Origin of the sequence: Akkermansia sp. RCC_12PD (assembly GCF_036417355.1) — a bacterium.
In the GTDB taxonomy this organism is placed as follows: Bacteria; Verrucomicrobiota; Verrucomicrobiia; order Verrucomicrobiales; family Akkermansiaceae; genus Akkermansia.
Genome location: NZ_CP143889.1, coordinates 697,228 through 710,046 on the forward strand (window position 1 = coordinate 697,228; position 12,819 = coordinate 710,046).

Consider the following 12,819-nt stretch of genomic DNA (forward strand, 5'->3'; position numbering starts at 1 on the left):
GGTAGGTATTGTAAAGACAGGCAGGAGAATATTACTCATCCATGTGCACCTGGATTGCCGGCGTATTCTCCAGTTTGCAGTCGGCTATGGTCCACGTGTGCGGCGGTTCCACACGGTTGCCCTTGATCAGAATATTGGCGCATCTTCTGAACTGGAAGGGCTTCTGTCCCCATCCCCTGTAATCGTTGTTGTAAATAATCCTGTTGTTAATGAACTTGATATTTTCCGCGGAAATGGCAAACAGCAAGGGAACATCGAAGGTTTTAAACACGTTGTCCTCAATAAGAATGTTGCGGTGGTAATAGTCCTTCTGGTTGTTCAGCTGCTTGACCTCCGGATAAATGGAAATGATCGCGTTGGTGAACTGGTAGCGGGAGGTCAGGTTGTTGATGAACGTATTCCTGCGGATCACCACCTCGTGGCAGGCGCCGCTTTCGTACCAGCCCTGGGCATCTCCGGCCAGCAGAATGGCCGCTCCGGAGGAATGGTCAAACAGATTGCCTTCCACCAGCACCTTTTCAGGAGTGGTGAACAAGGTGCCTCGCGCCCGGTTGTTGCGGACAATATTGTTCCGGAACACGACAGACGGATAAAAATCAGCATTTTCAACGGCATCACCCGCCTTTACCCCGCCGGGAAGAGGTTCCTCCAGAGTGATCAGCAATTCCTTTTCATTCGTTTTGACGGCTGATTTTACGGTGCCCGTTTCTCGCGGTTCCAAGGTGGGGCCGTTGATAAAACGGATTTTTTCACCGGGAAGGAATACTTCAAAGCCTACGGCCTGGCGGTGCATATACCTGCATCTCAGAGTGTGGCTGTCCACCACCTCTTGAATTCCCAGGCAGGTGGAATGGACATTGATGGCGTCATCCATCATTCCTTCAAACAAAGCTTTTTCCACAATGATTTCACCACGGGTATTGGAAAAATGCGTAGCGTCCGCTCCGGACGTGTGCACGCGTTTCGTCCCCTTTCTGATGAAAACTCCCCCTCCCTTGATGCTGATATCCTCCGATCGCTGCGCCAGCAGCGCCATGCCGGTGCTTTGATGCAGGGCCACGTCATTCAAATGCGTCTTCCGCGCCCGGTAAATCACGCATCCCGGATGGGGGCGGTTGTAATTCCGGAATACCAGCGTATCGCCGGGCTTGATCCCTTTTTTCTTGAGGTTCCATTTCAGCTTGAGGCGGTTTCCTCCCACGGGCTCCACATGGCCATTCCATCCGATGTCCGCCGTATTGGCAATGATATGCCCCGTTCCCTTCTCAAAAGCCATGCAGCTGGCCATACCTTCCCGCCAGCCCTCCCCGATAAAGACAAATTTGTTGTTCTTGATTTCGTATGGGTAGGTTTTCTTGTCTATCTCCACTTCCGTGAACTGGTCATCCACACTGGTCACGCTCCCTTCGGAATAATAGGGGCGTTCATAATCGACCGCCAGGCGCTCCACAGTGACGTTCTCGCTATCCATGATCAGCAGCGGAATCACCTTCCCGTGAAACAGGAACAGGGAACCATTCCCTTCAACCCTGACATCGTTCAGGTCCGTCAAAGGCACGCACACCGGATGAACGAGGGGCTGGTCGTGATTGGAAATGTAAAAACTCATGTCCAGTGCTCCATCCGGATAAAAATGATACACCCCTCTGGGAATGCTCAAAACGCCTCCGCCCCTTCTTCTCAGGGCGGAAATGGCGGCGCGCAAAGCCGGTCCCTGGTCCTTCCTGACACCGGAAATCATTCCGAACTTGGCTGCGTTCACTACGGCCGCCTGCATGGTACCTCCTTCCTTTCCGATTCTCCAGGCCAGATCCACCCAATCCGCGTGGTCATAGGAATTGTTCTCCACCCTGTCCGCCATCAAATACAGGTTCTTCAGGCCGTTGGCCGCCACCTTCACGGAAAATTTCTTGGCAGGCATCCCTCGTTTCATGACTCCGGAACTCCACAGTACCTCTGAGCCGCTCATCACACGAAACTCAACGCTTCCCTCCCCGTCAGTACCGTCATCCACGCCGCACGCGCCTTCAAAGCTCACCACTCTTCCTCCCTGAATACTCGGCACCGGAAGGGGAATCATGGAAGTGGCATGCGTGCCAATGCCCCTTGCATACTTCTTGCCGCCTATGCTCAGTTCGGCATCTTTAAAAGACCTGTCCAGCCTGGTCTGCCCAGTCTCTTGCCGCGCCATCAGCAGGCTGGCGGCAGGCACTTCCACGGCCATCCGAGCAGGAGGGGGGACTTCTTCAGCACTCCGGCACGTCTCAAAAGACATGCCGGTCATGCAGGCCGCCGCAAAACACCAGGAGAACATTCTGTAAGACATGACGGTTATCATACTGCCGAATCACCCCTGTCCTATCAAACATTTTTTTGGAAAACGAATCCGCTACGAATGAACCTCCTGAAAACGGAGATTGCCTTTCCGCCGGAATTGATGGACACTGTCTTCATGAGACTAGGATTCATCATCTTGCCGGGCGTCCTTCTCACTCTCTCAGCCTGCGGCCGTGGGGGAGCTACCCTGGAGACGGACAATGTACAGGCGGAATGGTTCCCCAAAGGCAGCAGAACAGCCATTATTCTGGAGAATGAAACAGAACCGGGCGCCGATAAAGCGGCCCGGAACGCCCCCGCCGCATTCACTCTGCTTTATACGTCCCACGGGGACGGTCAGGGGGTGCTCAGTGTCAACGGAAATTCACCGGAAACAGCCACTGTGCGCCGTCAGGAGGCGAACATCAGTGCCACCTTTCATTTTAAAACACCCTCGCGGGAAATCAGCCTCCATGAAGTCCGCCGCTCATCCGCGGATGGAAACGCAGCACGGCTGTCCGGCTGGACTTATCAGGAACAGCCCAGTGCGGTACCTCGCACCGGAGCGGCTGGCTCCCTTGCCATCACGGACAACTCACCCCGGTAGCCAGACATGCCCCTGATGAGACGGAAAGGATGGAAAATCTGGACAACGGTTCTGCTGACTGCTGGCATGGTGCTGGCGTGCCCCCATTGTTCCGTCCGTTCCCTGGTCTATCTGCCTCCCCAGCCCAAGGACAAGACCGCCTATCTGCAAAAACGCGCCGAGTGGGAACCCCACAGGCGCACCTTCCACCGGGAAGGAGCCAGCCTCAGCGGATGGCTCATTGAAAAAAAAGGACAGCCCCTTCTTGTTTACTACGGTGGCAACGCCATGGACATCTCCATGATGCTGCCCTATCTGGATCAATTCCCCCACGCCAAGCTTCTTGTCAACTATCGCGGCTACGGCCTCAGTACCGGCAGTCCCACGGAACAGGCCATCATGGGAGATTCCTTGGCCATCCTGGACGACGTGCTGAAGGAAACGGGAAGAACCCCGGACGACGTTATTCTGGTAGGCCAGAGCCTCGGCTCCGGAGTAGCCACCCAGATAGCCTCCGTCCGGAACGTGAAAAAACTTGTGCTGCTGGTCCCATTTGACAGTCTGCTGGACACCGCCAGGGACCTCTTCCCCTATCTGCCTGTCAGGCACATCCTGCCCGACCACTTCCGTTCCGACCTGGCGGCCCCCAAAGTCTCCTGCCCCGTCAGCATCCTGGCGGCGGGATCGGATGAAGTCATTCCTCCGGCCCATGCCAAGCGGCTGCGCGACTGCTTCTCCACTCCCGTCAACTATCAGGAATTCCCCGGAGCCATGCACAACACCATCTGGCACAGTCCCGGATTTGACAAGGCGTTCGCCAAAAGCATCGATTACTGAACCGGCTTATGAATGGGGAGCCAGGGAAACCCTGCGCAAACATTCCCCCGCATGCTCCAGCAGCAGCCAGGAAGCGTCCTCCGGCAATGCGTCCGGAAACAGGTTGGCCCATTCCACAACCAGCACGGTGTCTCCGTCCAGATACTCATCCCAGCCTATCCCGAAAAGCTCGGACTCGTCCCGCAGCCGGTAGAAATCAAAATGGCAGGCCCTCAACCGTCCGTCCCGGTGCTCATGCACTAGGGAAAACGTGGGACTGGCGGCAGCATCCGTGCTCCCCAGTCCTTCCATAATCCCCTGAGTCAGATGCGTTTTTCCCGCTCCAAGCTCTCCTACCACTCCTAGAACCTCGCCAGGCATTAAAATTTTACCTATTTCCCGTCCGAGAGCCTGCATTTCTTCCGGAGAATGCGTTAAAACAGCTCCATTTTTAAAAATTTTATGCCACTCGCTCATTTTTTTATGAAATTTTGCTTGTCTAAAGAAAAGTGATATGGTTTAGTGCGGCTCCCGCAACCGCGGGCGAACCTTAACAGTGATAGTAATGGCATACGCAATTTTCAAAACAGGTGGCAAGCAGTACCGCGTCCAGAAGGGCGACGTGATCGACGTTGAATGCATCAATACTCTTGAAGAGGGTGCCGAAGCAAGCTTCGATCAGGTGCTTATGGTGGAAAATGACGGAAACGTGACCCTCGGCTCCCCGACGGTGGAAGGCGCTACCGTCTCCGCCAAGGTAGTCAGCCAATTCCGCAACAAGAAGATTATCGCCTTCAAATTCAAGCGCCGCAAGGGCTTCCACAAGAAAAAAGGTTCCCGCCGCGCCATGACGAAGCTGGAAATCACCGACATTAAAGCCTAATTTCAACCTCTAATTTCATCTTACTCTTATGGCTCACAAGAAAGGTCAGGGTTCTGTCAAGAACGGTCGCGACTCCCGCAGCAAGCGCCTCGGCGTGAAAAAATTCGGCGGCCAGGAAGTAATCGCGGGCAACATCATCATCCGCCAGCGCGGCACCAAGTGGCACCCCGGCAAGGGCGTGGGCATGGGCCGTGACTACACCATTTTCTCCCTGGTGGACGGCCGCGTATTCTTCGACCGTGAAGGCCGCCGCGTCAATGTAGCTCCGGAAACCGAGTCCGCCAACTAATCGTTGCGGTTCACAGCTATTTCCCTGCAAGGGCGGCCATCCACAAGGTGACCGCCCTTCTTTTTCCCTGCCGTTCAAAACAAAGAACAGGAATTGTTCTTGCAAAATGATAGTACCTTCTCCACTATTCCCCGCAGAGCATGAAATATAAAACGAGTTCCAAAACAGATACCTCGGACGCCGTAAAAACGGCTTCTACCCTTCCAGTCATTTCCGGCTTGAGGCTCACCAAGCAACGGCAGGAAGTATACCAGGTCCTTCTGGAACAGCGCGACCACCCCACGGCCAATGAAGTCTACCACCGGGTCCGCAAAAAACTCCCCAGCATCTCCCTGGCTACGGTCTACAACTGCCTGGAGGCCCTGGTAAACCACGGCTTGGTCAATCAGGTCAACTTTGAACGCAGCTCCTCCCGCTTTTGTCCCAACCTCGTCGACCACGGCCACTTCCAGGATACCCGGACCGGCCGGATTTACGACATTACCATCAAGGAAGGCGTGGACCTGAGGGAATTCATCAATCTGCCCGACGACGTATGCGTGGAAGAGGCCCAAATCACCTTGAGGGGCTCCATCATCACGCCGCAGGGTTAATTCCTCCTTTTACATCATGAGCTTGGTCATTAAAAATTTGCACGCCAGCGTGCAAGGCACGGAAATTCTTAAAGGCATCAATCTTGAAATCCCCAAGGGGGAAGTACACGCCATCATGGGGCCGAACGGCTCCGGAAAAAGCACGCTTTCCAAAGTTCTCTGCGGCCACCCGGATTATGAGGTAACGAGCGGGGAAGTCTGGCTGGACGGACAGAACCTGCTGGACATGAGTATTGACGAACGCAGCCGTGCCGGTCTTTTTCTTGCCTTCCAATACCCCATGGAAGTTCCCGGCGTGTCCAACGCCAACTTCCTGCGCGCGGCCATGCAGGCGCGCATGCCTCAGGGAGAGGAACTTGACGCCGTCACATTCTACAAGACGCTGTACGCGAAGATGGACCAGCTTGGCATGTCCCGCCAATTCACTTCACGAGCCGTGAATGAAGGCTTTTCCGGCGGGGAGAAAAAACGCAACGAAGTCCTTCAAATGCTCCTGCTGGATCCCCTTTACGCCATTCTGGACGAAACAGACTCCGGCCTGGATATCGACGCCCTCCGCATCGTCTCCGAAGGGGTCAACTCCATGCGTTCCCCTTTCCGCAGCTTCCTGGTAATCACCCACTACAAACGCCTGCTGGACTACATCAAACCGGACGTGGTCCACGTGCTGGCCGGCGGACGGATTGTCCGCACCGGGGGCGGAGAACTGGTGGACGAACTGGAAAGCAGAGGATATGAATTCCTGAAGGAGACCGAAGGAGTAGCCAACGCATAACCCGGCAATCCGGCAGTCATCATGAGCGAAACATCTGACACACCTGCGAACGACAGCACGCAAAACCCGTTTGACTTCGACAGGAGCAAGGGAAACTTCTCCTTCCCGGAACGCCACAAATTTGACGCAGGCTACGGCCTTACGGAAGCCACCATTGACTATATCTCCGACGTCAAGGACGAGCCGGACTGGATACGCCATTTCCGCAAAAACGCCCTGGCCGTCTTTGAAAGCAAGCCCATGCCCACACATTGGGCCTCCCCGGAAATTGAAAAAATAGACTTCTCCCAGATACGCTACTACCTGTCTGACGGAGAGCGGCCCAAAAGAAGCTGGGAAGACGTTCCGGAAGACGTCAAGCGAACCTTTGAGCGCCTGGGAGTGCCGGAACAGGAGCGGCAATTCCTGGCAGGCGTGGAAGCCCAGTACGACTCCGAATCCGCCTATTCCAACATGAAGGAGGAATTGCGTAGCCAGGGCGTCATCTTCGTCAACTCGACGGAAGGCCTCAAAAACCATGAAGAAATCTTCCGCCAGTGGTTCGGAAAAGTCATCCCTACGGGAGACAACAAATTCTCTGCCCTGAACAGCGCGGTATTCTCTGGCGGTTCCTTCATCTACGTGCCCAAGGGCGTAAAACTCAAGCACCCTCTTCAGGCATACTTTCGCATCAACTCGGAAAACTTCGGCCAGTTCGAACGTACCCTCATCATCGCGGACGAAGACGCGGAGCTCATGTATATGGAAGGCTGCACGGCGCCCCAGTTTGAAACGTCAACCCTCCACTCCGCCGTCGTGGAGCTGGTGGCCCTGAAAGGAGCGAAAATCCAGTACGTCACCGTGCAGAACTGGTCCTCCAACGTATTCAACATGGTTACCAAGCGCGGCCTTGCCATGGAGGACGCGGAAATCCGCTGGATTGACTGCAACATCGGCTCCGGCCTCACCATGAAATACCCCGCCGTGGTCCTCAAGGGCAAAAGGGCCAGAGGGGAAGTCATCTCCATCGCACTGGCCAATACGGGCCAGCACCAGGACACCGGCGCCAAAATGATCCACGCGGCGGACGACACTACGTCCAACATTGTCTCCAAATCCATCAGCATCGGAGAAGGCCGCGCCAGCTACCGCGGCCAGGTCGTCATGGGCAAGGGGCTCAAGGGCTGCAAGAACAATACGGAATGCGACGCTCTGCTGCTGGCGTCCAACAGCCGCACGGATACCTATCCCGCCATCACGGTGAAGGGAGACCGGAACATGGTACAGCATGAAGCGTCCGTCTCTCAGGTCTCGGAGGAAATGCTCTTTTACATGCAGCAGCGCGGCATTCCGAAAGCGGCGGCCATGTCCCTGGCGGTCAACGGCTTCATCAACGATCTCGTACAGGAATTCCCGATGGAATATTCCGTGGAGCTGCGCAGGCTCATTGACTTGGAAATGGAAGACAGCATCGGATAAAGGAGGAAATGATGAATCAATTGCTCAACGACGAACAATTTCCGGCAGGCTTCCTCCCCGAATGGTTTGAAGCGCGGCACACGCAGATGAAGGAACGGGCCGCACAGCTACCCGAACCTTCCCGCCGCGTGGAATCATGGCGGTTCGGGGCGCCTGCCAACGAATCCCTGGAAGGATTTGAAGCGGCATCCCCCCTGGACCCGGAAACCCTGGCAGCCATCATCAGGGACCATGCCTCCATGCCGGACGCCCTCCGGGTGGTGTATGCCAACGGACTGCCCGTTTCCATGCCGGAGGAACTCCCCGAAGGGCTTTCCGTGATGGATCTGGAAGACTTTGTTCTCCAATACCCGGACCTGGCGCGGAAACATTTGGAAAACATGCCGGAACTGCTCGGCTCCGACCGCCTGGCGGCCATGAACATGGCCCTCCAGCACAACGGACTGGTCATCATGGCGGACCGGGAAATCCCCCGGCCTCTGGAAATCTTCCACTTCATCTCCGGAGACAACGTGGCTGTCTTCCCCTACACACTGGTCATCACGGGAACCGGCGGCCGCCTCCGCATTCTGGAACGCCATGTCAGCGCGGATCACGGCATGCAGTTCTGCGGCGCCCTGCAACAACACCATCTTTCTTCCGTTTCCTCCGTCAAATACGCCCTGGTTCAGGAACTCAATGCCCGGTCACGGGTTGTGGAACTCAGCCACATCACGGCAGACGATTCCGCGGAAATGGAACACCTCACCAGCCATCCCGGCGCGGCATGGGCCAGGCAGGAAACGGTCTGCATCCTTACGGGAGACGAAGCCAACGTGCGCCTGCTCTCCGCCAATCATCTGAAGGAACGCAAGGAACTGGACCAAAGAACCTACCAAAAGCACCGCTACCGCGGAGCCTCCAGCAACCTGTTTTACGCCAGCGTGCTGGACGACGACGCCGCCAGCGTTTTCAGCGGCATGATCCTGGTGGAAGAGGGAGCGCACGATACCAGCGCCTACCAAAGCAACCGCAACCTGATCCTCAGCCCGCAGGCGGAAGCCAACTCCATTCCCGGCCTGGAAATTCTTGCAGACCGGGTGCAATGCTCCCACGGTTCCGCCACATCGTCCATCTCCCCGGAAGAAATCTTCTATCTTCTTTCACGCGGCATTCCGGAACAAACGGCGCGCAGCATGATCGCCCAGGGCTTCCTGAAACACGCGCTGAACCAGTTCGGAGACGAAACCATACGCACCGCCGTAGAAGGCATTGTCCTGTCCTGATTCTTCATTCCTCATGCCGCCTGAAAAAAGGCGGCTTATTGCCCAACCTGTTTTTTCCAGACAGGAAAGCCTCGGGCAGCGAAAACTCCGCCGTCTCCCGTCAATAATGCCAGGGGACTTCTACCCATCCGGCCAGCCATTCTCCGCAAACAGTTTTTCTTTATGGCCACATTCTCATATACACAGAACTGCGGCAGGGGGGACTCCAATTTGAATTCCAGGAATACGGGACATGATCATTTTTGTTTTAAATGAAACACGCCCAGGCAACTTCCTCCATCTCCTTCCATATGCTTGCGGGCCGGGCTGATTCCAAGCAGGAGACATCATATCCACCCTAAAAAAATAACATTCATCATCGGATTATCAATCCGGAGCATCCTGATTTTAGCAAAGGAACGGTTCTTTTCCGATTAAACCGGAACTTCATATCTCGAAGAATCAGCACATTCATCTTGTTTTTATAAGGTCATAATATACTGATAATAAGCAACTATCACTCCTTGCAAAACATTAGACGCTAAAAAGGCGAAGAAAAACCTTCGCTTAGGAAATCATTCATCCACGAAAGCCTTCCGGCTTTCGTTCCCAAGGGCCGGTTTTCGCAAAAACCAGAAAAAAAATTTATCTTAAATGGTTTTATCTTAAAATTGTTAAATTGACTTCGGATTGATAATCCGTAAAATGTTCTCTTGCAAACGCCTTTTCCTTTGAAAGAAAACATTTGTGGAAGCTTCATTTTACTTTTAAGCCGGCACCCTTTTCTTTTAAATATTTTCCTACTGGGGTGCTCTTTTCTGTTCATTCCGCGGTTTTCAACCAATGACGACCCTATCCTGGCCTACCTGATCTATTCAGGCTCCCATCATCTTGCTCTCTGCATGCATCCATTAATGTCATGGATTCTGCATACTGTCAGCCTGGCTTCTCCAGAACTCCCCGTTCTTTTTCTGATGGAAACACTCATTAATTTCGTTTCCATCTACCTTCTTCTGAAAAGCGTCATCCACCATTTGTCTGCCAAAACGCCTCCTATACTGTTCATTTTTACCATTTTCACCATCAGTTTTTACGCTTTATACAACTATATCCAGCCTCAATTCACACAATGTGCAGGGCTGGCCATGGCGTCTGCAATATGTTTTTATACCGTTTCTCAAACTTGGAAAAACCGTTTATTTTGCACTCTATGGTTTCTTGCGGGCTGTACTGTACGGCTTGACATGATTTACGCCATCATCCCGTTCACAGGCTTTCTGGCCTTACAGGAGTGGATCCGGCTGATTCAACATAAAAAAAACCGTGCCAGCCATCACTCCTTCTCATGGAGCCTATTTCTGGTAATTACCCTAGCAGCTATTCCTTTACTGAGCATGGGAGAAAAACTCGCGTACAACCTTTCTCCCGGTTGGGAAAACGGTCTCCATTTCAACCACCAAAGAGCCTTGATCTGTGATTACCCGGATTATTCAGGCATGGATAAATCCCTGGAAATCTCCGCCCAGACAGGTCTTTCCACCGTTGAATGGAATATGCTCAAGAATTTTGAATACGTTCCACAACTGGCACAACAAACAAACATGATTGACCAGCTGGCCTCTATTCACCGGGAAGGCAATACCATGGAAACAAAAATGATTCATGCAAAAGATCATTTCCCGGCGGTCGGAAACGCCATTCCTCTTCTTTTTCCCATCATCGGCTTGCTGCTGACTGGAATGATCTGCATCCGCAGGGTCAATTATTCCTTTTGGTCATATCCATGCATAGCATTCTCCCTCATCATTCTTTTTCTTTTCATGGGAAGAGTTTACAACAGAGTGCTGTACGCTCCACTTCTGCTGTGCTTCGTCCTAATGGCCATCTCCCTGAATAATAATATACAATGGAAAAAAATCCCGGGGAAAGTGTGCATATTCCTGTCCATGCTCATCATGGCAGGACTGTTCCTGAATAGTCAGGGGAAAATTCTTGGGGGCGTCATTAAAAGGACATTCACTAAAGAGCAGAGGGAAAGCAAAGTCGTTTTCGATTACCTCACCATGCATCCTGAAAAAATATTTATCTCTTTTGACGCCTTTTCCACCTTTGAGGAGGCGCTTGCCGTAAGCCGCCGGAATTTCCTCCGAACCGACCATGTTATCAATTGCACGGGCTGGCATATGTGGAATCCGACTTTTCAGGAGCAATTGGACAGGAATTCCATCACGGATCCCTACCTTGCCTTGTATCAGGATCACGTCAGATTTATACAAAAAGGGGTGGAAACTCCCGCAATCCTGCCCTATTTGGAACATCATCTGGGAATTAAAACAAAAGCAATCTTATGCGATTCATTGGGCTCTTACCGAATTTACCGAATACAGAAGGATACTGAGTTTTCCCTTATTAAATCGAACTAAACTCTCCAGACGACAAATTTCAGGATGATGAAAACCACAGGTTAATGGTGCGTCCGTTTCATGACGGGGTTCATGAAAGTAGACGGAATTTTTTTAAAATATAAGCCAAAAATTTTAGCTATTATATTGCAGGTCATTTCTTACAGAAACATATTCTCCATTGACCTTTTCCCTTCCCTGACCTATCTGTGACAAAGCCAACGCAGCTTAATGTGGTATTATCATCAACGCCCTCGGTTGGGCGAAAATCCTAAAGACAGAAGAAACCCCATTCACAAAGCCACTGCTATTCTGGACAACGAATCCAAACCAGCCTCCGAATTTCCCGGCCTTGCTCTACAAGGCACCAAAACAGCCTGCCCAACAGGAAAGAACAGCCGGAGTTCCGACCATCCATACCCCCTGGCATTCTACCCTTGACGTGAAACGCGCCGGAGGTAGTCTTTCACGCATGAGTCTGACATCTTCCCTCCTTTCCAGGGTGCTCCATGGAGCGTCCTGCACCAGAGAAGAACTGATAGCCCTGCGCCGGGAACCGCTGGAAGAATTGTGCCGGTCAGCCAATACCATCCGGAAACATTTCTGCGGAAACGTCTTCGACCTCTGCACCATCATCAACGGACGCAGCGGCAGATGCTCGGAAAACTGCAAGTACTGCGCCCAGTCTGCGCACTATTCCACGGCTGTGGAGGAATACCCCCTGCTGAGCGACGAAGCGTTGCTGGCGGGGGCCAGATATAATGAAAACAAGGGAATCCTCCGCTACTCCATTGTCACCTCCGGAAAAAGGCTGACGGATGCGGACGTGGACCAGCTCTGCGCCAGCTACAAAAACATTGCCGCCCGATGCGGCATTTCCCTGTGCGCCTCCCACGGTCTTCTCTCCAAAAAGCACTGCGAGCAATTGAAAGCGGCGGGCGTCACCCGTTACCATAACAATCTGGAAACCTCCCGCCGCAACTTCCCGAACATCTGCACCACCCACACGTACGACGACAAGATACAGACGATCAAGTGGGCCATGGAAGCCGGTCTGGAAGTATGCAGCGGCGGCATCATGGGGCTGGGAGAAACATGGGAAGACAGAATTGACATGTACATGGACATTGCCGCCCTGGGCATCAAATCCGCTCCCATCAACTTCCTGACCCCCATTCCCGGCACCCCCTATGCGGACATGACTCCGCTGGGGGAAGAAGAACAATTGCGCATCGTGGCACTTGTGCGCTTCATCATGCCGGACGGGTTCGTCCGCATTGCCGCGGGGCGGAACACCATGCAGGACCATGGCCGGAAAATCTTCATGTCCGGGGCCAACGCCGCCATTTCCGGCGACATGCTCACCACCTCCGGAGTAACGATCAGGGAGGATCTGGCCATGCTCGCGGAACTGGGATACGAAGTCCGCATGAAATAAGCTTTCCCGGCTTACTGCC

12 protein-coding genes are annotated in these 12,819 nt (G+C 53.4%); 10 read left to right on the plus strand and 2 right to left on the minus strand.

Features of this window, described 5'->3' with window-relative positions:
- Positions 1-31: 31 nt before the first annotated feature.
- Positions 32-2,326: an NPCBM/NEW2 domain-containing protein gene (locus V3C20_RS02900; protein WP_161981315.1), complete on the minus strand. Its 2,295-nt coding sequence runs from the start codon at positions 2,324-2,326 to the stop codon at positions 32-34.
- A gap of 69 nt (positions 2,327-2,395) precedes the next feature.
- Between V3C20_RS02900 and V3C20_RS02905 the strand changes: the two genes are divergently transcribed.
- Together V3C20_RS02905 and V3C20_RS02910 are read left to right on the plus strand one after the other, a co-directional pair.
- The gene (locus V3C20_RS02905; RefSeq protein WP_130083997.1) at positions 2,396-2,923 is read left to right on the plus strand and encodes a hypothetical protein; all 528 of its coding nucleotides are present in this window, start codon (positions 2,396-2,398) and stop codon (positions 2,921-2,923) included.
- A gap of 6 nt (positions 2,924-2,929) precedes the next feature.
- Positions 2,930-3,739 carry an alpha/beta fold hydrolase gene (locus V3C20_RS02910; RefSeq protein WP_130083998.1) on the plus strand — a complete coding sequence of 270 codons (810 nt, stop codon included), beginning with the start codon at positions 2,930-2,932 and terminating at the stop codon, positions 3,737-3,739.
- A 6-nt stretch (positions 3,740-3,745) separates the two neighbouring features.
- Here the strand turns inward: V3C20_RS02910 and tsaE are convergent, their stop codons facing one another.
- Positions 3,746-4,195, minus strand: coding sequence for a tRNA (adenosine(37)-N6)-threonylcarbamoyltransferase complex ATPase subunit type 1 TsaE (gene tsaE, locus V3C20_RS02915; RefSeq protein WP_130083999.1), 450 nt, complete (start codon positions 4,193-4,195; stop codon positions 3,746-3,748).
- Between the two features lie 88 nt (positions 4,196-4,283).
- Between tsaE and rplU the strand changes: the two genes are divergently transcribed.
- From rplU to bioB, 8 genes are all read left to right on the plus strand, one after another.
- Entirely contained in the window at positions 4,284-4,601 is a 318-nt protein-coding gene (gene rplU / locus V3C20_RS02920; protein WP_130084000.1) for a 50S ribosomal protein L21, read from the plus strand.
- Between the two features lie 28 nt (positions 4,602-4,629).
- Positions 4,630-4,890 (plus strand): 50S ribosomal protein L27, encoded by a 261-nt coding sequence (rpmA, locus tag V3C20_RS02925; protein ID WP_067574044.1) that lies wholly within the window; start codon positions 4,630-4,632, stop codon positions 4,888-4,890.
- A 140-nt stretch (positions 4,891-5,030) separates the two neighbouring features.
- On the plus strand, positions 5,031-5,483 hold the full coding sequence (locus V3C20_RS02930; RefSeq protein WP_082770183.1) for a transcriptional repressor: 453 nt from the start codon (positions 5,031-5,033) through the stop codon (positions 5,481-5,483).
- Between the two features lie 16 nt (positions 5,484-5,499).
- Positions 5,500-6,258 carry a Fe-S cluster assembly ATPase SufC gene (gene sufC, locus V3C20_RS02935; RefSeq protein WP_130084001.1) on the plus strand — a complete coding sequence of 253 codons (759 nt, stop codon included), beginning with the start codon at positions 5,500-5,502 and terminating at the stop codon, positions 6,256-6,258.
- Positions 6,259-6,279: 21 nt separating this feature from the next.
- A complete protein-coding gene (gene sufB, locus V3C20_RS02940; protein ID WP_130084002.1) occupies positions 6,280-7,716 on the plus strand; it encodes a Fe-S cluster assembly protein SufB in 1,437 nt (478 codons plus the stop codon).
- Positions 7,717-7,724: 8 nt separating this feature from the next.
- Positions 7,725-8,981, plus strand: coding sequence for a SufD family Fe-S cluster assembly protein (locus tag V3C20_RS02945; protein ID WP_130084003.1), 1,257 nt, complete (start codon positions 7,725-7,727; stop codon positions 8,979-8,981).
- Between the two features lie 893 nt (positions 8,982-9,874).
- Complete coding sequence (locus V3C20_RS02950; RefSeq protein ID WP_154301986.1) at positions 9,875-11,383, plus strand: hypothetical protein; 1,509 nt, start codon at positions 9,875-9,877, stop codon at positions 11,381-11,383.
- Between the two features lie 451 nt (positions 11,384-11,834).
- Positions 11,835-12,800 carry a biotin synthase BioB gene (gene bioB / locus V3C20_RS02955; protein ID WP_130084005.1) on the plus strand — a complete coding sequence of 322 codons (966 nt, stop codon included), beginning with the start codon at positions 11,835-11,837 and terminating at the stop codon, positions 12,798-12,800.
- Positions 12,801-12,819 lie beyond the last annotated feature (19 nt).